The 18,471-nt window shown below is 67.8% G+C and carries 19 protein-coding genes; 8 read left to right on the top strand and 11 right to left on the bottom strand.

The window, feature by feature from the left end; all coding sequences use genetic code 11:
• Positions 1-12: 12 nt before the first annotated feature.
• Positions 13-957: an electron transfer flavoprotein subunit alpha/FixB family protein gene (locus ABE505_RS01605; protein ID WP_346441684.1), complete on the bottom strand. Its 945-nt coding sequence runs from the start codon at positions 955-957 to the stop codon at positions 13-15.
• A 100-nt stretch (positions 958-1,057) separates the two neighbouring features.
• Entirely contained in the window at positions 1,058-1,804 is a 747-nt protein-coding gene (locus ABE505_RS01600) for an electron transfer flavoprotein subunit beta/FixA family protein (RefSeq protein ID WP_346441683.1), read from the bottom strand.
• 210 nt (positions 1,805-2,014) lie between these two features.
• On the opposite strand from ABE505_RS01600, the gene rfbB reads away from it, so the two are divergent.
• From rfbB to rfbD, 4 genes are all read left to right on the top strand, one after another.
• The gene (gene rfbB, locus ABE505_RS01595) at positions 2,015-3,070 is read left to right on the top strand and encodes a dTDP-glucose 4,6-dehydratase (RefSeq protein ID WP_346441682.1); all 1,056 of its coding nucleotides are present in this window, start codon (positions 2,015-2,017) and stop codon (positions 3,068-3,070) included.
• 86 nt (positions 3,071-3,156) lie between these two features.
• Positions 3,157-4,044, top strand: coding sequence for a glucose-1-phosphate thymidylyltransferase RfbA (gene rfbA / locus ABE505_RS01590; RefSeq protein ID WP_346441681.1), 888 nt, complete (start codon positions 3,157-3,159; stop codon positions 4,042-4,044).
• Positions 4,041-4,598 (top strand): dTDP-4-dehydrorhamnose 3,5-epimerase, encoded by a 558-nt coding sequence (gene rfbC, locus ABE505_RS01585; RefSeq protein ID WP_346441680.1) that lies wholly within the window; start codon positions 4,041-4,043, stop codon positions 4,596-4,598. The genes rfbA and rfbC overlap by 4 nt, the downstream gene beginning before the upstream one ends.
• Positions 4,595-5,497: a dTDP-4-dehydrorhamnose reductase gene (rfbD, locus tag ABE505_RS01580; RefSeq protein WP_346441679.1), complete on the top strand. Its 903-nt coding sequence runs from the start codon at positions 4,595-4,597 to the stop codon at positions 5,495-5,497. The genes rfbC and rfbD overlap by 4 nt, the downstream gene beginning before the upstream one ends.
• Before the next feature lie 62 nt (positions 5,498-5,559).
• Here the strand turns inward: rfbD and ABE505_RS01575 are convergent, their stop codons facing one another.
• Both ABE505_RS01575 and ABE505_RS01570 read right to left on the bottom strand, forming a co-directional pair.
• The gene (locus ABE505_RS01575) at positions 5,560-6,969 is read right to left on the bottom strand and encodes a mannose-1-phosphate guanylyltransferase/mannose-6-phosphate isomerase (RefSeq protein WP_346441678.1); all 1,410 of its coding nucleotides are present in this window, start codon (positions 6,967-6,969) and stop codon (positions 5,560-5,562) included.
• Positions 6,970-6,977: 8 nt separating this feature from the next.
• Positions 6,978-8,333 (bottom strand): phosphomannomutase, encoded by a 1,356-nt coding sequence (locus ABE505_RS01570; protein ID WP_346441677.1) that lies wholly within the window; start codon positions 8,331-8,333, stop codon positions 6,978-6,980.
• Between the two features lie 110 nt (positions 8,334-8,443).
• Between ABE505_RS01570 and ABE505_RS01565 the strand changes: the two genes are divergently transcribed.
• From ABE505_RS01565 to ABE505_RS01555, 3 genes are read left to right on the top strand one after another with little or no spacing between them, the layout of a single operon-like run.
• On the top strand, positions 8,444-9,178 hold the full coding sequence (locus tag ABE505_RS01565; protein WP_346441676.1) for a CoA transferase subunit A: 735 nt from the start codon (positions 8,444-8,446) through the stop codon (positions 9,176-9,178).
• 1 nt (position 9,179) lies between these two features.
• A complete protein-coding gene (locus ABE505_RS01560) occupies positions 9,180-9,812 on the top strand; it encodes a CoA transferase subunit B (protein WP_346441675.1) in 633 nt (210 codons plus the stop codon).
• Positions 9,813-9,835: 23 nt separating this feature from the next.
• Positions 9,836-10,441 (top strand): alpha-ketoglutarate-dependent dioxygenase AlkB, encoded by a 606-nt coding sequence (locus ABE505_RS01555; protein WP_346441674.1) that lies wholly within the window; start codon positions 9,836-9,838, stop codon positions 10,439-10,441.
• Between the two features lie 41 nt (positions 10,442-10,482).
• Here ABE505_RS01555 and ABE505_RS01550 read toward each other — a convergent pair whose 3' ends face one another.
• From ABE505_RS01550 to ABE505_RS01535, 4 genes are read right to left on the bottom strand one after another with little or no spacing between them, the layout of a single operon-like run.
• The gene (locus ABE505_RS01550) at positions 10,483-11,169 is read right to left on the bottom strand and encodes an ABC-type transport auxiliary lipoprotein family protein (protein ID WP_346441673.1); all 687 of its coding nucleotides are present in this window, start codon (positions 11,167-11,169) and stop codon (positions 10,483-10,485) included.
• A complete protein-coding gene (locus ABE505_RS01545) occupies positions 11,166-12,092 on the bottom strand; it encodes an MlaD family protein (protein ID WP_346441672.1) in 927 nt (308 codons plus the stop codon). Before ABE505_RS01545 ends, ABE505_RS01550 begins: the two co-directional genes overlap by 4 nt.
• 6 nt (positions 12,093-12,098) lie before the next feature.
• Positions 12,099-12,980 carry an ATP-binding cassette domain-containing protein gene (locus ABE505_RS01540; RefSeq protein ID WP_346441671.1) on the bottom strand — a complete coding sequence of 294 codons (882 nt, stop codon included), beginning with the start codon at positions 12,978-12,980 and terminating at the stop codon, positions 12,099-12,101.
• A gap of 7 nt (positions 12,981-12,987) precedes the next feature.
• Positions 12,988-14,097, bottom strand: a complete 1,110-nt coding sequence (locus ABE505_RS01535; RefSeq protein WP_346441670.1) for an ABC transporter permease — start codon at positions 14,095-14,097, stop codon at positions 12,988-12,990.
• Between the two features lie 110 nt (positions 14,098-14,207).
• Between ABE505_RS01535 and ABE505_RS01530 the strand changes: the two genes are divergently transcribed.
• Positions 14,208-15,464 carry a threonine/serine exporter family protein gene (locus ABE505_RS01530; RefSeq protein ID WP_346441669.1) on the top strand — a complete coding sequence of 419 codons (1,257 nt, stop codon included), beginning with the start codon at positions 14,208-14,210 and terminating at the stop codon, positions 15,462-15,464.
• 201 nt (positions 15,465-15,665) lie between these two features.
• Here ABE505_RS01530 and ABE505_RS01525 read toward each other — a convergent pair whose 3' ends face one another.
• From ABE505_RS01525 to ABE505_RS01515, 3 genes are all read right to left on the bottom strand, one after another.
• Complete coding sequence (locus tag ABE505_RS01525) at positions 15,666-16,028, bottom strand: H-NS histone family protein (protein ID WP_346441668.1); 363 nt, start codon at positions 16,026-16,028, stop codon at positions 15,666-15,668.
• Between the two features lie 166 nt (positions 16,029-16,194).
• Complete coding sequence (locus ABE505_RS01520; protein ID WP_346441879.1) at positions 16,195-17,889, bottom strand: proline--tRNA ligase; 1,695 nt, start codon at positions 17,887-17,889, stop codon at positions 16,195-16,197.
• A 64-nt stretch (positions 17,890-17,953) separates the two neighbouring features.
• Entirely contained in the window at positions 17,954-18,364 is a 411-nt protein-coding gene (locus ABE505_RS01515) for a DUF4124 domain-containing protein (protein WP_346441667.1), read from the bottom strand.
• Positions 18,365-18,471 lie beyond the last annotated feature (107 nt).

The raw sequence follows: 18,471 nt of genomic DNA, 5'->3' as shown, positions 1-18,471 counted from the left end.
GATCAATTCACTTTAGCTCAGCGCGGCTTCCAACTCCGGCAGCACCTTGAACAAGTCCCCGACCAAACCGATGTCGGCGATCTCGAAGATCGGCGAGTCGGCATCCTTGTTGATCGCGACAATGGTTCCCGCGTCCTTGATGCCGGTCAGGTGCTGGATCGCGCCGCTGATGCCGATCGCGACATAGAGCTCGGGTGCGATGATCTTGCCGGTCTGGCCGACCTGCAGCTCGTTGGGAACGTAGCCGGCATCGACAGCCGCACGCGAAGCGCCGACGGCCGCGGCGAGCTTGTCGGCGAAGTCGAAGATGATCTTGAAGTTCTCTTCCGAGCCGACGCCGCGGCCACCCGAGACGACGCGCTTGGCGCTCTGCAGGTCGGGACGATCGGTACTGCCGGCCGCCAGGGCCACGAAGCGCGTATGGGTGGGCAGGTCGGCATCGATGGTGGTCGGCTCGATCGCTGCGCTCCCGCCGCGTGCGGCTTCCTGCCACGACGCGGTGCGCACGGTGGCGACCACGGGCTGGTCGGCAGGTGCCTCGACGGTGACGATGGCATTGCCCGCGTAGATCGGGCGCTTGAAGGTGTGGCTGCCCTCGACCGTCATCAGATCGGAGATCTGGTTGACGCCAAGCAGGGCGGCGACCACCGGCATCAGGTCCTTGCCGAACGTGGTCGACGGTGCGAAGACATGGCTGTAGCCGGCGGCGAGTTTGGCGATCTGCGGGCCGAGCACTTGGGCCAGCGGCTGCGCATTGGCCGGATTGGCGACCGTGCGCACCTTGGCGACCCCCGCGATGGTCGCCGCGTCGGTTGCAGCGCTGGCAGGGTCGGCGGCGAGCACGACGATATCGATGGTGGCCGGCGACAGGGCCTGCGCTGCGGCGACGGTCTTGGCGGTCGCGCTGGCGTTGAGCTTGCCGTCGAGGTGTTCGGCGATGACGAGGACGTTGGACATGGAAGTTCTCCTGGGAATCGTCGCGTCCGGGCCGGACCGCGTCGATGCACTCCGGCTTCGGCCGGCACTCACTGGGCTCCCGCTGCGCGGGAGCGACGGTTCAGAGCAGGCCCTTGGCCTTCAGCGCGGCAACGAGCTCGGCCGCGTCCTTGACCATGACGCCCTTGCTGCGCTTGGCCGGCGCCTCGTAACGCGAGGTCGTGAGCGTGTCGGCCGCGTCCACACCGAGGTCGGCGAACGGGATCGACTCGAGCGGCTTGGCCTTGGCCTTCATGATGTCCGGCAGCTTGATGAAGCGCGGTTCGTTCAGGCGCAGGTCGGTGGTCACGACGGCCGGCAGGTCCACTTCAAGGGTTTCCAGGCCGGCGTCGACCTCGCGGGTCACGGTGGCTTTGCCGTCGGCGACCTCGAGCTTGCTGGCGAAAGTCGCCTGCGGGCGCCCCCATAGCGTGGCCAGCATCTGGCCGGTCTGGTTGGCGTCGTCGTCGATCGCCTGCTTGCCGAGGATCACGAGGTCCGGCTGTTCCTTCTCGACCAGCTTGAGCAGCGCGCGCGCCGCGGTCAGCGGCTGGATCGGCTGATCGCAGACCACGTGCAGCGCCCGATTGGCGCCCATCGCCAGGCCGTTGCGCAGATGCGCTTGGGCGTCGGCCGGCGCGATGGTGGCCACCACGACTTCGGTCGCGATGCCCTTGTCGCGCAGTCGCAGCGCTTCTTCGAGCGCGATCTCGTCGAAGGGGTTGGCCGATAGCTTGACGCCGTCGGTGACGACGCCGGAGCCGTCGGGCTTGACCTGAATGCGGACGTTGTAGTCCACCACGCGCTTGTAGGCGACGAGGATCTTCATCGGGCGGGTATTCCTTACTGTCTGCGGGTCACCCGGCCGCGGCGGCAGGCACGGGACGAATCGTCCGATTCTAGCGGGCCGCGGGGTGAGCCGCGAGTCCACGGCAGCAGCCGGGTCGCATTCCCACCAAAAACGCCCGGCCGAGCCGGTATCCTGTCGTCTCCCGCCATCGCAGGGCGGTCCAGCGTATTCACACAGGAGCGTGTTTCCGTGCCCACTTGGCTCGTCACCGGCGGCGCCGGTTTCATCGGCGGTAATTTCGTGCTCGAGGCGGTCCGCCTGGGCGTGCGCGTGGTCAACCTCGATGCGTTGACCTACGCGGGCAACCTGCAGACCCTGGCCTCGCTGGAAGGCAACGCCGACCACGTCTTCGTGCATGGCGACATCGGCGATCGGACCCTGGTCTCCCGGCTGTTGGCCGAGCACCGGCCCGATGCGGTGCTCAACTTCGCGGCCGAGAGCCACGTCGACCGCTCCATCGACGGCCCGGCCGCGTTCATCGACACCAATGTCGTCGGGACCCTGGGGCTGCTCGAGGCCGTGCGCGATTACTGGAAGGGCCTCGACGGCGACGCCAAGGCAGCCTTCCGTTTCCTGCATGTGTCCACCGACGAGGTCTACGGCACGCTCGGCGAGACCGGCAAGTTCACCGAGACCACGCCGTATGCGCCGAACTCGCCGTACTCGGCCTCCAAGGCGGCGTCCGACCATCTGGTGCGCGCGTTCCACCACACCTACGGCTTGCCGACGCTGACCACCAACTGCTCCAACAATTACGGCCCCTACCATTTCCCCGAGAAGCTCATCCCGCTGGTGATCGCTAAGGCGCTGGCCGGCGAGCCGCTGCCGGTCTACGGCGACGGTCAGCAGGTGCGCGACTGGCTGTTCGTGACCGATCACTGCGAGGCGATCCGCACGGTGCTCGAGAAGGGCCGGGTCGGTGAGACCTACAACGTCGGCGGCGACTCGGAGCGCCGGAATCTCGAGGTCGTCGAGACGATCTGCCGACTGCTCGACGCGCGCCGTCCCCGCGAGGATGGCCAGCCGCGCAGCAGCCAGATCACCTTCGTCGCCGACCGCCCGGGCCATGACCGGCGCTATGCGATCGATGCCTCCAAATTGCAGAACGAACTGGGCTGGACGCCGCGCCACACCTTCGAGAGTGGCATTGCCGAGACCGTCGACTGGTACCTGGATAACCAGGACTGGGTGCGCGGCATCCTCGATGGCAGCTACCGGCTCGAGCGGATCGGGACCGCGGCCTGAAGCGCCCCCACCCCGGCCCTCCCCCCCGCGTGCGGGGGAGGGAGATCAGCGATCCCCGCGTGCGGGGAGGAGACGAGAGAATTCCAATGACGCAACGCAAGGGCATCATCCTGGCCGGCGGCTCGGGGACCCGGCTGTATCCGATCACCAAGGGCGTCAGCAAGCAGCTGCTGCCGGTCTATGACAAGCCGATGATCTACTACCCGCTCAGCGTGCTGATGCTGGCGGGCATCCGCGAGGTGCTGATCATCAACACCCCGCACGAGCAGGCGCTGTTCCAGGCACTGCTGGGCGACGGGTCGCAGTGGGGCATGGACATCCGCTATGCGGTGCAGCCCAGTCCCGATGGTCTGGCGCAGGCGTACCTGATCGGGCGCGAGTTCGTCGGCGGCAAGCCGAGCTGCCTGGTGCTGGGCGACAACATCTTCCACGGCCATGGCCTGACCGACACGCTTCGGCGGGCAGACGCGCGCGGCGACGGCGCGACGGTCTTCGGCTACTGGGTCAACGATCCCGAGCGCTACGGTGTGGCCGAGTTCGATGCCGATGGCAAGGTCGTCGACATCGCCGAGAAACCCGAGCAGCCGCGTTCGAACTACGCCGTGACCGGCCTGTACTTCTACGATGGCCGGGCCAGCGACTACGCCGCCGAACTCGCGCCCTCGCCGCGCGGGGAGCTGGAGATCACCGACCTCAACCGTCGCTATCTGGACGACGGCGCGCTGTATCTCGAGCAGCTCGGCCGCGGCTACGCCTGGCTCGACACCGGCACGCACCAGTCGCTGCACGAAGCCTCCAATTTCATCCAAACCATCCAGGACCGGCAGGGCCTGCAGGTGTGCTGTCCGGAGGAGATCGCCTTCGGGCAGGGTTGGATTGATGGCGAGCAACTGCTGGCGCTGGCCAAGCCGCTGTCGAAGAACGGCTACGGCCAGTACCTGCAGACCCTGGTGAACCGAGGAGTGGTGCGTTGAAGATCATCGAAACCAAGCTGCCCGGTGCCGTCGTGCTCGAGCCTGCCGTGTTCGGCGATGCCCGTGGTTTCTTCTTCGAGACCTGGAACGCGGCGCGCTTCGGCCAGCATGGCCTGCCCACGACCTTTGTACAGAGCAATGTGTCCTCGTCCGCAAAGGGCGTGCTGCGTGGCCTGCACTACCAGTGGCCGCGGCCGCAGGGCAAGCTGGTCAGCGTGCTCCAGGGCGAAGTGTTCGACGTGGCGGTCGACATCCGGCGTGGGTCGCCGACCTTCGGGCAATGGGACGGGGTGCTGCTGAGCGCGGAGAACAAGCGCCAGTTCTGGATCCCAGAAGGCTTCGCGCATGGCTTCGCAGTGCTGTCGGAGACGGCGTTGTTCAGTTACCTGTGTACCGACATCTACGTCAAGGAAGCCGACGCCGGCGTGCGCTGGGACGATCCGCAGATCGGCGTCGAATGGCCAATCGACGCACCGCTGCTGTCGGACAAGGATGCGCAGGCCCCGCTGTTGGCCGACATTGCCCAGGATCGGCTGCCGGACCTGCGCGCATGACCACGCTGGTCTTTGGCGCCAGCGGCCAGGTCGGCCGCGAACTGCTGCGCTCACTCGCACCGCTCGGTGCAGTCCAGGCCACGACGCGCAGCGGCAGGCTCGCCGACGGCGCGCCGTGCCTGCAGGCGGATTTTGCCGACGCCGAGGCCGTCGTGGCGTTGCTCGATGCCACGCGGCCGGAGCGGGTGGTCAATGCGGCGGCCTACACCGCCGTCGACAAGGCCGAAAGCGAGCAGGAGGCCGCATTCGCCGCCAACGCGACGACGCCGGGTGCGATCGCACGCTGGTGCGCCGCGCAAGACGTGCCGCTGGTGCACTACTCGACCGACTACGTGTTCGACGGCCAAGGCACGCGCCCGTACCGGCCGGACGACGCCACCGCGCCGCTGGGCGTCTACGGCGCCAGCAAGTTGGCCGGCGAGGAGGAGATCCGGGCCGCCGGCGGGCAGCATCTGATCTTGCGTACGGCGTGGGTCTATGCAGCGCACGGCCACAATTTCCTGCGCACGATGTTGCGCGTTGGCGCCGAGCGCGATGTGCTCCGCGTGGTCGCCGACCAGGTCGGCACGCCCACACCGGCGGCGCTGATCGCCGACGTGACCGTGCAATTGCTGCAGGACGGCAGCAAGCGGCGCGGCACCTGGCATCTGACCGCGCACGGCGAAACCAGCTGGCATGGCTTCGCCGAGGCGATCTTCGAAGGCGCGCTCGCACGTGGTCTGATCGCACGTGCGCCGACGGTCGAGCCGATCACGACGGCCGACTATCCGACGCCCGCCAAGCGTCCGGCTTACTCGCGCCTGGACACTGGCGCGCTGGAGCGCGATTTCGGTGTTGTGCTGCCCGAGTGGCAAGCCGCACTGGGCAGCGTGCTCGATACGCTCTCCGCGGATCGCTGACAGGCCCGAATGCAGGACGGCGCCCGAGGGCGCCGTCCTTGAGGTCGAGCGACGGGCATGCGTCAAGCGCGGCCGTAGGTATCCTCGAAGCGCACGATGTCGTCCTCGCCAAGGTAACTGCCCGACTGCACTTCGATCAGCTCCAGCGGCAGCTTGCCCGGGTTGCGCAGGCGGTGGGTTACGCCGAGCGGGATGTAGGTGCTCTGGTTTTCGCTCAACAGCAGCACGTCGTCGCCGCGCGTGACCTCGGCCGTGCCGCTGACGACGATCCAGTGCTCGGCGCGGTGGTGATGCATCTGCAGGCTCAGTGTCGCGCCGGGCTTGACGGTGATGCGCTTGACCTGAAAGCGCGCGCCGTTGTCGATCGAATCGTAGGCGCCCCAGGGCCGGTAGACCTTGCGGTGCCAGCTTGCCTGCGGCAGCTTGCGCGCCTTGAGCTCGGCGACGACGTCCTTGACCTGTTGGATCCGGTCGCTGCGTCCCACGAGGATCGCGTCATCGGTCTCGACGACGATCGTGTCCTCCAGGCCGATCATCGCGATCAGGCGGTTGCCGTGCGCATAGGTATTGCGACAATCGATCGCCACGACATCGCCATGGTGCGCATTGCCGTCCGCGTCCTGGGGGCTGACCTCGCGCAGGGAGGCCCATGAGCCGACGTCGCTCCATTCGGCGTCGAGCGGCATGACCACTGCGGCGTCGGTCTTCTCCATGACCGCGTAATCGATCGAATCCGATGGGCTGGCGGCGAAGGCATCGGGATCGAGGCGGGTGAAGTCCGCGTCCTTGCGTGCACCTTCCCATGCAGCGCGTACCGCCGACAGGATGGCTGGTGCATGTCGTCCGAGTTCTTCCAGATAGCGGTCTGCTCGGAACAGAAACATACCGCTGTTCCAGTAGTACTGGCCCGAGGCTACGTATTGCTGAGCCGTTGCCAGGTCTGGCTTCTCGACGAAGCGCTCGACCGGAAGGACCGCGCCGCCGTCAGTTCCGGACTTGATGTAACCGTAGCCGGTCTCGGGGCTATGAGGCACCACGCCGAAGGTGACGAGCTTGCCATCCGCTGCAGCCGGCAGTGCGGTGCGGACCGCCGCGAGGAATGCGTCGGGACGTTGGACCACGTGATCCGATGGCAGCACCAGCAACACTGCATCAGGCGTGGAGTGCGCCGCCTCGAGCGCCGCTGCTGCGATGGCCGGCGCCGTGTTACGGCCCGCAGGTTCGAGCAGGATCGTTTCCGGGCGGACTCCGACCTGCTGGAGCTGTTCGGCGACGATGAAGCGGTGCTCTTCGTTGGCGACGATCAGCGGCCTCTGTTCCCCCACGAGCGGGGCGACCCGTTGCCATGTCGCCTGCAGCATCGTGTGCTCGCCCACCAGCGGCAGGAACTGCTTGGGATACATCTCGCGCGACAGCGGCCACAGTCGTGTGCCGGCTCCGCCGGATAGGAGTACCGGAATGATCGCGGTCATCGTGCGTCTCAGGCTTCGGGCGCTAGCAGTTGTGAGAGTTCCCGCGTCCGCGCCTCGAGCAGCGCGCGGTCGCCGCGGGTCTCGACGTTGAGCCGCAGCAGGGGTTCGGTATTGGAGCTGCGCAGGTTGAAGCGCCAGTCGCCGAAGTCGGCACTGATGCCGTCGGTGTGGTCGAGCGTCGGCGACTGCGCGGCGTAGTGCGCCATCACGCGCTCGACGGCGACCTTGGCATCGGCGACGCGGAAGTTGATCTCGCCGCTGCAGGGGAACTTCTGCACGCGCGCGGCGACGAGATCACCGAGGGTGCGCCCGCTCTTGGAGACCAGTTCGGCGATCAGCAGCCACGGGATCATGCCCGAGTCGGCATAGGCGAATTCGCGGAAGTAGTGGTGGGCACTCATCTCGCCGCCGTAGACCGCATCCTCGGCGCGCATCTTCTCCTTGATGAAGGCATGCCCGCTCTTGCACAGCACCGGGACGCCGCCGGCGGCCTCGACCTGTTCGACGGTGTTCCAGACCAGGCGCGGGTCGTGCACGACCTTGCCGCCCGGCTGCTTGGCCAGGATCGCCTGCGCCAGCAACCCGACCAGGTAATAGCCCTCGATGAACGTGCCGGCCTCGTCGAAGAAGAAGCAACGGTCGAAGTCGCCGTCCCAGGCGATGCCGAAATCCGCGCCATGTTCTCGCACTGCATCGGCGGTCGCCTGGCGGTTCTCGGGCAGCAGCGGGTTGGGAATGCCGTTGGGGAAGCGGCCGTCGGCCTCGTGGAAGACGCGCACGAACTCGAATGGCAGGTGCGGGGCGAGCAGGTCCACGATCGCCCCAGCGCCGCCGTTGCCCGCGTTGACCACCAGCTTGAGCGGACGCAGCGCGGCCGCCTCGACGTAGCCAAGCAGGTGCGCGATGTAGTCGGATTTGTCGGTGTAGGCCCGTTCGCTGCCCGGATCGGCCACGGGCGGCGGCAGGTTGCCCGCCTCGACCGCGTCGCTGATCGCGAACAAGCCAGTATCGGAACTGATCGGCCGCGCCTGCTGCCTGACCAATTTCATACCGTTGTAGTCCATCGGGTTATGGCTGGCGGTCACCATGACGCCACCGGCCGCGCCGAGTCGGTCGACCTGGAAGTAGACCTCCTCGGTCCCGCCTACGCCGATATCCACGACCTCGCGGCCCTGGCTGCGCAGTCCTTCCGACAGCGCGGTCTGCAGCTCTGGACTGGTCAAACGCACGTCGCGGCCCAGCACCACGGCCCCCGGCTCGAGCTGCGTGGCCAGCGCGACGCCGATGTCGCGGGCCAGCGCCGGGTTGAGTTCGTCGGGCACGCGACCGCGCAGGTCGTAGGCCTTGAAAGCGGGCAGGGGCATGGCGCATCCATGTGGAAAGGGGGAATGCCGATTCTATCCCGCACGTCGACCGACCGGCGGCAAGGCGCGCTGCCGGCTAGAATGGGACGAGTTGCGCCACGAGGATCGAGATGAGCGAGCAGAGTTCCGCCGCGGCCCGCCGCGGCAAGCTGTACCCCGATGCGGCGTCGGCGCTGGCCGGTGTCGTCGCCGATGGCCAGACCCTCGCGGTTGGCGGCTTCGGCCTGTGCGGCATCCCTGAGGCGCTGATCGCCGCATTGCGTGACTCGGGCGTGACCGGGCTGACGGCGATCTCCAACAACGCCGGCGTCGATGGCTTCGGCCTGGGGCAACTGCTGGAGACCCGGCAGATCCGCAAGATGATTTCCTCCTACGTCGGCGAGAACAAGGAATTCGAACGCCAGTATCTGGGCGGCGAACTGGAATTGGAGTTCAACCCGCAGGGCACGCTGGCCGAGCGCCTGCGTGCCGGCGGCGCCGGGATTCCGGCGTTCTTCACCGCCACCGGCTATGGCACCGTCGTCGCCGAAGGCAAGGAAACGCGCGAGTTCGATGGCCGCCACTATGTGCTCGAGACGGCCCTGGTCGCCGACGTGGCATTGGTCAAGGCCTGGAAGGCCGACAAGGCCGGTAATCTCGTGTTCCGCAAGACCGCGCGCAACTTCAACCCGGCTTGCGCGATGGCCGGCAAGCTCTGCGTGGCCGAGGTCGAGGAGTTGGTCGAGACTGGCGACATCGATCCCGATCAGGTGCACCTGCCGGGGATCTACGTCGACCGCATCGTCGTGAACGCGACCCCGGAAAAGCGCATCGAGCAACGCACCGTACGGCAGGAGGGGAACTGAGATGGCCTGGACCCGCGACCAGATGGCGGCCCGCGCCGCCCGTGAGCTCACCGACGGCGCCTACGTCAATCTCGGCATCGGCCTGCCGACGCTGGTGGCCAACCACATTCCCGACGGCGTCGACGTCTGGCTGCAGTCCGAGAACGGGCTGCTGGGCATCGGCCCGTTCCCGACCGAGGACGAACTGGATGCCGACCTGATCAATGCCGGCAAGCAGACCGTCACCGCGCGCCCGGGCGCGAGCTACTTCGGTAGCCACGACTCGTTCGCAATGATCCGTGGCGGTCATATCGATCTGGCGATCCTCGGCGCGATGCAGGTCACCGATCGCGGCGACCTCGCCAACTGGATGGTGCCCGGCAAGATGGTCAAGGGCATGGGCGGCGCGATGGACCTCGTGGCCGGCGTCAAGCGCGTGGTCGTGTTGATGGAGCACGTCGCCAAGGACGGTGGCCACAAGATCCTGCCCGAATGCACGCTGCCGCTGACCGGCGTCGGCGTGGTCGATCGCATCATCACCGACCTGGCGGTGTTCGACGTGACGCCAGACGGATTGGTGCTGATCGAAATGGCCGATGACGTGGACGTGCAGTCGCTCGAGGCCAAGACCGGGGTTGCGTTCGCAACCCCCTAAAAACCTGCCAGCGAGGACGCGAGATGGGTCTGACTGACGGCGCGCCTTCGCTTCCCGGCGCCGATCTTGCTTTCGACCCGGATTGGCTGCCCGCCGCGGTGGCCGACACACTGTTCGCTGCGCTGCAGGTCGGGTTGCCGTGGACGACGCATCGCCTGCGCATCTTCGGGCGGCAGATCGATGCGCCGCGGCTGAGTTGCTGGATCGGCGATCCGGGGGCGGCCTACCGGTACTCGGGGGTGCGCTTCGATCCGCACCCCTGGCCCGCGGCGCTGCGGGCGGTGCGGGACCGGGTGTCGGCGGCGGCCGGAACGGCGTTCGACAGCGTGCTGGCCAATCTCTACCGCGACGGCCGCGACGCGATGGGTTGGCATAGCGACGACGAGCCCGAGCTCGGGCCCCGGCCGGTGATCGCATCGTTGAGTCTCGGCGCGACGCGGCGGTTCCTGCTCAAGGCGCGCGACACGCCGCCCGGACAACCGCCGGCGCGCCTGGCGCTGGATCTGGCGCACGGCAGCCTGTTGGTGATGCGTGGCGACACGCAGGCCCGCTATGGGCATGCGCTGCCCAGGACGGCGCGACCGGTCGGGCCGCGCATCAACCTGACGTTCCGGCGCATCCTGCGCTGAGCCGCCGCCGGGGTTCGAGCGTGGTGCGCGCGCCGGAGCGATCAGCGCGAGGGCGGGGGCGATGCACCATGGTGGCTGGCCTCGTGGGCATTGCCCGAGGTCAGGATCCAGCCGACCATCTCGCCGCCCATGCTCTGCAGCGCAGTGCCGAATGCGTCGACGACCTGCGCGACCTCGGTGCCGCTGGCGGGGATCGCGGCCAGGAATGTGCGCGAGCCGACCACGGTCTGGTCGATGTTGTGGATCAGCTTGGCATTGGCTTCGATCGTCGCCGCCGGTATCGCGTTGCCGGCGTAATCGGCCTCGAAACGTCGCAGGTCGATCACCAGCTTGTAGTCGGCGGTGATGCCCGCGCCCTGGCGCGCGACCGCCGGGATCCGGCCCGAGTCCTCGAGCGTGCGCAGCACCACGTCCTGCAGCATGTCAGTGGGGGTCTTGGCCCAGCTCGCGCTGCGATAGACCTGCAGCTCGCTGGGCGTCGGCCGCACCGCGATGCGGAAGCTGTCGATCATGCGCGCGGCCGTCGGTGGGCTCAGGGTCAGTTGCCAGTCGGCATGCGGCCACTGCGCGGCTGTCTGCACGCGCGGATCCGGGGCGTAGATCGTCGAGCGTTCGCGGTCGCCGGCACCGCCGCCGAGCAGCGACGAACAGGCGCCGAGCAGGGTGACCAGCAGCAGGCCGGCCGACGCGCGTGCGACATCGCGGGTCGCGGTCGAGGAGAGTTTCATTCCGGGTCGAACTCCTTCGGGGCGTCGCGGCCGAGCAGGTAGCGCGCAGGGTTGGCGTCGAGACGGTCGCTGATGCGGCGCAGGTCGCGGACCAGCGAGCGCAGCTCGCCCAGCGTCGGGCCCAGCTGGGACAGGCCGTCATTGGCGAAGCTGCTGATCGCGGCGCGGTTCTCGTTGAGGATCGTATCGGCGCCGCCGGCCGCGGAGTCGAGCCGGGCCAGGGTGCTGTCGAGCCGCGCAACGAGGTCGGGCAGCTTCTGCACCAGTTCCCGGTCGAAGCTGGTCATCGCGCGGTTGGTCGTGGTCAAGGTCTGTTCGAGCTGTTCGCTGGCGCGGCGGGCGTTGACGATCATCGCGCCCAGGTCCTCGCGCTGACCGGCGACGGCCCCGGTCATGCCCTCGATGTTGGCCAGCGTCTGCGAAATGCGGGCAACGTTCTCTTCGCTCAACACCTGGTCGAGGCGTTCGACCAGCCGGTTGGCGGTGTCGGAAATGTTCTGCAGCGCCGAGGCCTCGGTCTGGATCACCGGTACGTCGTCGCCATCGGACACCGTGAGCAATGCGGCCTCCGGCGACCCGCCGGTGAGCTGGATGATCGGCGAGCCGGTCAGGCTGGTCATCGACATCCGGGCGCGGGTGTCGGTCTTGACCGGCGCGTTGGCCTGGATCCGCAGCCGTGCGATGACCTGCCGCGGGTCCTCCGGCGCCAGCTGCAGGTTGTCGACCGTGCCGACGGCGATGCCGTTGTACTGCACGCTGCTGCCTTCGGTCAGGCCGGTCACCGGCTCGCGGAAGATCACGTCGAACTCGTTCCAGCTGCGGTCCGACGAGTACTTGGCGGCCCACAGCGCGAAGCCGAGCAAGGCGATCGTCGCCACAAGCGTGAACGCGCCGATCAGGACGTAGTTGGCTCTGGTTTCCATGGTCGTCTACTGGGCTCCTGGCGCGTTGGCCCTGGCATCTCGTGCGGCACGGCCGCGCGGGCCGTGAAAGTAATCCTGGATCCACGGGTGGTCGACCCGTTCGATCTCCTCGACCGGCGCGACCGCGATGACCCGCTTGTCGGCCAGGACCGCAATCCGGTCACAGATAGCGTAGAGCGTGTCGAGGTCGTGTGTGATGAGAAAGACGGTCAACCCCAGCGCCTCTTGGAGGGTGCGGATCAGGCGGTCGAATGCGGCCGCGCCGATCGGATCCAGGCCGGCCGTGGGTTCGTCGAGGAACAGCAGCGGCGGGTCGAGCGACAGGGCGCGCGCCAGGCCGGCCCGCTTGCGCATGCCGCCGGAGAGCTGCGAGGGCAGCTTGCTGACCGCGTCGGCCGGCAGGCCGGCGAGCTTGACCTTCAGCAAGGCCAGCTCGTAGCGCAGCTTGTCGGGCAGGCTGCCGTGATGCTCCTTCAACGGCACCTCCACGTTCTCCCCGACCGTCAGCGACGAGAACAGGGCGCCGTCTTGGAACAGCACGCCGGTATGGCGCTCGATGTGGCTGCGACTTTCGGGGTCGCGCGACAGCGCATCGGCGCCCAGAACCTCGATACTGCCCGCCTGCGGCGCACGCAGTCCGAGGATCGCGCGCATCAACACCGACTTGCCGGTGCCCGAACCGCCGACCACGCCCAGGATCTCGCCGCGACGCACATCCAGGTCCAGATCCTCGTGCACGACCTGCTCGCCGAAGCGGTTGACCAGCCCGCGCACGCGAATGGCGATGTCGGCGTCGCCGGCGTCCTGCCCGGCATCTGGGAGGGGCGAAACCGCGGCGCCCGCATCGACCGGCGGGCCTTCGCTTTCGTGATGTTTCGATTCGCCCATCACGTCTTCACCATCCCATGTGCATGAACCAGATCGCGGCAAACGCGTCGAGCACGATGACCAGCGAAATGGACTGGACCACGCTCGAGGTCGTGCGTTCGCCCACCGACTGCGCGGTGCCTTCGACCTGCAGGCCCTCCAGGCAGCCGATCAGGCCGATGACGATCGCAAACAGCGGGGCCTTGGACATGCCGACCAGGAAATGCCGCAATTCCATCTGTTCGTGCATGCGCGACAGGTAGGCCTGCGGCGGGATGTCGAGGCTGAAGGCGCCGACCGACAGGCCGCCGATCAAGCCGGCGACCATCGCGATGAAGGTCAGCAGCGGCAGCATCGCCATCAGCGCGAGCACCCGCGGAATGACCAGCAGGTCCACCGGGTCGAGCCCCAGTGTGCGGATCGCGTCGACCTCCTCGCGGCCGACCATCGCGCCGATCTGCGCGGTGAACGCGCTCGCGGTCCGGCCAGCCAGCAGGATCGCGGTCAGCAGCACGCCGAATTCGCGCAGGAACGCGATCGAGACCAGCTCGACGACGAAGATCGTCATGCCGAAATCGGCCAGCACCGATGCGCCCAGGAACGCGATCACCGCGCCGACCATGAACGATAGCAAGGCCACCAGCGGCACTGCGTCCAGGCCCACCTGCTCCATGTGGTGGACGGTGGAGGTGACCCGCAGCCGACGCGGGGAGGCGGCCAGCCGCGCGAGCTTGACCAGCAGTTCGCCCAGGAAGCTCACCAGCGACACGATCCTGCGCCAGTTGCCGTGCATCGTGTAGCCCAGCCGGCCGAGCGCTGCGGCAAAGCCGTACTCGCGCTTGCGCGGCGGGCGGTCGTCGGCCACTTCATCGATCGCCTCGACCAGCGCGCGATGGTCCTGCCGGAAATCGAATGCAGCGAAATCGAGCTGTCGCTTGTTGGCGTAATGCCGCAGTTGCAGCACCCCGACCGAGTCGAGCCGGTCCACGCCGGTCGCATCGACATCCGCAGCGCCGTCGGCCTCGCGCAGCACCTGCTCGATCGCACTCGCATGGTCGAGTGTCCAGTCGCCGTGCAGCCGCAGCCGGCCGGCGTCGTCGGCGTCTGCGCTGGGCGTGGCGTGTCGGGAGGCGGTCATTCGGCGCGTGCGTCCGGGGCGAGGGCAAACACAGACGAGAATACCGAAAATCCATGTGACGCCGGGCATCACGCATCGCCGTCTTGGCGCGCCCATGCCATGCTGTGCCGATGTCCACGACGATCGCCTCGCTGACCTCCGCCAGCTACGCCGCCCGCATCGCCTTCGTGGTCGAGCTTGCCGAGCATCTGCATGCCTATGGCACCACCGCGCAGCGCCTGGAAGGGGCGGTGATCGCGGTGACCCAGCGGCTGGGCATCGAATGCGAGCCCTGGGTCAATCCCACCGGCATGATCCTGACATTCAGCGATCCGCTGCGTCCGCCCGGCGACAGCGACACGACCCGCGTGATCCGCATGCCCCCGGGCGAGGTGGATCTGTACAAGCTGTGCGAGACCGACTGGATTGCCGAGCAGGTGATGGCCGGCGGCATGGACCTGGCCGAGGGCCATGCGGCGCTGCGTGCACTCGACCAGCGCCAGCCGGGGCGGGCAGGGAGGGCGCTGCACGTGCTCGGCTTCGCACTGGTGGCCACCGGGGTGGCCGGGCTGTGGCGGCTGCCCTGGCCGGATATCGCCACTGCCGGCACGATCGGGCTGCTGATCGGACTGCTCGACCTGGTGACTCGCAACGGGACCCGACTCAAGGAGGCCGGTGACGCGCTGGCCGGCATGCTCGCCGGCTTCGTCGCCATCCTCGTGTCGGCGTTCCTGAGCCCGCTCAACCTCAACACGGTCATCATCGCCTCGCTGATCGTGATGCTGCCGGGCATGGCGCTGACCAATGCGATCAACGAACTCACCAGCCAGCACCTGGTGTCGGGTACCGCGCGGTTCGCCGGCGCCATTACCACGGTGCTCAAGCTGACCATCGGCACGATCATCGCGTTGGCGCTGGCGCAGTTGCTCGGGGTCTCGCCGAATGTGCGCGCGATGCGGCCACAGCCCGATTGGGTGGAATGGGGGGCGTTGGTGGTCGCCGCAGGCGCGTTCGCCATCCTGTTTCGCGCAGGCAAGCGCGACGTGCTGGTGGTGATGGCGGCAGCGGCGTCGGGCTACCTGATCTCGCGCTGGGTCGGGGCGGCGCTGGGCCCGGAGATCGGCCTGTTCGTCGCCGCACTGGTGATCACGGCGGCGGGCAACGGCTATGCGCGCTGGGCCGACCGTCCGGGTGCGGTGATCCGGGTCCCGGGCATCATCATGCTGGTGCCGGGCAGCAACAGCCTGCGCGGCCTGATGAATCTGATGCAGCAGCAGAACGTCGCCGCAGGCCAAGAGGCCGCGCTGCTGGTGATGAATATCGTGATGGCGCTGATTGCCGGCCTGATCTTCGGCAACGTGCTGCTGCCTGCGCGAAAGAATCTGTAAGGCATGGCGCGGGTGTCGTTGGCGATTCGGGCGCAACGGCGCCCCCTTCGACATTCGTGGCGGGACCGCGGGCCACCAGGCTGCCGAGTTTCGAGGCCTGGTGCGCGCACCGGGGGGGCTGCGAAAGGTGCGGTTGCCGGCGGTGAAACGCCAAGAAAAAGGCGCCAACGGCGCCTTTTCTCGTTTCGAAAGCAGTCCCGATTACTTGATCAGGAACTCTTCGAGCTTCTTGCCCTTCTTGATCTGGGCGGCCAGCCACAACGGCTGCTTGCCGCGACCGGTCCAGGTTTCGGCCTTGTTGGCCGGGTTGCGATACTTCGGCGGCACCTTGCCGAGTTTGCGGCCCTTGGCAGGCCCGGTGCGGCCGGCCTTGGTGGGGGCTGCAGCACCCGCCGTGCCGAACAGTTCGGCAACGCTGTACCCTTCCGCAGCGGCCAGGTCGGTGAGCTTCTTGCGCACCGTGGCCAGCGGCTTGCGCTTCTTGAGCGTGGTCTTGCGCTCCTTGGCCTGGGCAATCAGCGCATCGAGTTGCTGCGGGGAAAATGCATTGAGGTCAAACGCCATGTGTACGGCTCCGGCTGGTTAATGGGGTGACCAGTCCTTTGGCATGGCTGGCATCATAATCGGGATTATCCCAGGAAACAAATCATCGCCGCGCCCGGCGCGATCGCCGGACGTGGTGCGAGATGGGCCGAGGGATTAACCGGCGCTGTGGCGGCTGCAGGAAACTTCAGTCGCGAAGCCTGGAGAACAGCGATTCGCGATCGAGATTCTCTGCGTCCGCTGCCGTACGTCGACGATATTCGTAGGTGCCCGAAGCCAATCCGCGGCCCGATACCACCACTCGATGGGGCACGCCGATCAATTCGATGTCGGCGAACATCGCGCCGGGCCGCAGGCCGCGGTCGTCGAGCACGGTCTCGATGCCGGCCGCCAGCAATTCCCGATACAGCGCCTCGGCCGCCTCGGCGACGTGGGTTTCGTTCTTGGGATTGATCACGCAGACCGCGACTTGCCACGGCGCCATCGCCGCGGGCCAGATGATGCCGTTGTCGTCGTGATTCTGTTCGATCGCCGCAGCCACCACGCGCGACACGCCGATGCCGTAGCAGCCCATGCACGGCACCACGGCCTTGCCAGCGGCATCGAGCACCTTGAAATCCATCGCTTCGGCGTACTTGCGGCCCAACTGGAAGACGTGGCCCACTTCGATGCCGCGCACCATGCGCAGTTCGCCGCCGTCCTCGGCGCGATCGCCGGCAACCACGTCGCGGATGTCGGCCACGACGTCCGGCTCGGGCACGTCGCGGCCCCAGTTGACGCCTGCAAGATGCCAGCCGGCCTCGTTCGCGCCGAATACGATGTCGGCCATCGCGGCGACTTCCAGGTCGGCCACGACCCGGATCGGTCGGCGCGGAGCGACCGGGCCCAGGAAGCCCGGCGCACTGCCCAGGTAATCGACGATTTCTGCCTCGCTCGCCAGCCGGTAATCGGCCAGGCCTTCGACCTTGGCGAGCTTGATCTCGTTGACGGCGTGATCGCCGCGGACCAGGGCGAGCACGAACTGATCGCCGGCCATCAGTGCGATCGATTTAGCGGTGCGGGCCAGCGCGATGCCGAGCAGCGCGGCGACGTCCTCGCAGGTCTTCTGGGTGGGCGTCTCCACCCGGCGCAGCGCCTCGCTGGGCGCCGGTCGCGCGCCCGGCGCGGCAGCGCGGGCGGCCTCGACGTTGGCGGCATAATCGGAAGCGGTGGAAAACACCAGTGCGTCCTCGCCCGATTCGGCCAGCACGTGGAATTCCTGCGAGGCGTCGCCGCCGATGGCACCTGAATCGGCCTGCACCGCGCGAAAATCCAGGCCCAGCCGGGTGAATATCCGGGTATAGGCCGCGTGCATCTTCTGGTAGGAGGCCGCCATGCCCGCCTCGTCGATGTCGAACGAGTAGGCGTCCTTCATGACGAACTCGCGCGAGCGCATCACGCCGAAACGCGGGCGGATCTCGTCGCGGAACTTCGTCTGGATCTGGTAGAAATTCAACGGCAGCTGCTTGTAGCTGGCCAGTTCGCCGCGGGCGAAATCGGTGATCACTTCCTCGGCGGTGGGCGCATAGCAGAACTCCTGCGCCTTGCGGTCCTTCACCTTCAGCAACTGCGGGCCGAATTTCTGCCAGCGGTCGCTTTCCTCCCACAGTTCGCGCGGCTGGATGGTCGGCATCAGCAATTCGATCGCGCCGGCGGCATCCATCTCCTCGCGCACGACTGCTTCCACCTTGCGCAGCACGCGCAAGCCCAGTGGCGACCAGAGATAGATCCCTGCGCCCAGCTTGCGCAGCATGCCGGCCTTGAGCATCAGCTTGTGGCTGACGAGCTCGGCGTCGGCGGGCGTTTCCTTTTCGGTACGGAGGTGGAACTGCGACAGGCGCATCGGCGGCATCTGGGTCGGGATCGGACCCAGCATTGTGCCACGCGGGCCTGCAGCCTCGCGGCGATCAGCGGCAGTAGGCGCGCACCGCGGCACGGGCCAGTGCCAACTGGTCGACGCGTTCGGCAGGCGAGAGCTCGCGCAACCGGCCGTCTTCGCCGGCCTGGCGGACCGGGGCGTCGGTTTCGAGCGCGGCGACGCTGTCCTTCGCCAGAGCGCACTGCGCCTGGAGGCTGCCGGCATCGGTGCCGGGCGTGGCGGTCAGCGCCGGCACCACGGGGGCTTCGCCGGACCGGTCGCGCGTCGCGGTCTGTGTCGCGTCCTGGCGGACAGTCCGCAATTGATAGCGCACGCCGGACGGGGGCGGGGTCTGGGAATAGTGGGTGACGCCCGCTGCGTCCTTCCAGGTGTAGACATCCCCGGCCATGGCCGGGCAGGCCAGCAGCACGAGGCAGAGCAGGGCGAGGGCACGGCGCATGGGGGGCTCCAGGAGCCGAGCGGGGGACGGGCGCGATTCCAGCACCCCCGGGACGGGCGCGCAACCGTTCGGCCGACGGCCACGGCCGTCCAGGCGCTACACTCGTG

Source organism: Luteimonas sp. TWI382 (assembly GCF_039674545.1).
In the GTDB taxonomy this organism is placed as follows: domain Bacteria; phylum Pseudomonadota; class Gammaproteobacteria; order Xanthomonadales; family Xanthomonadaceae; genus Luteimonas.
The sequence above is the reverse complement of the archived record's forward strand: the minus strand, read 5'-3'. Positions and strand labels throughout refer to the sequence as shown.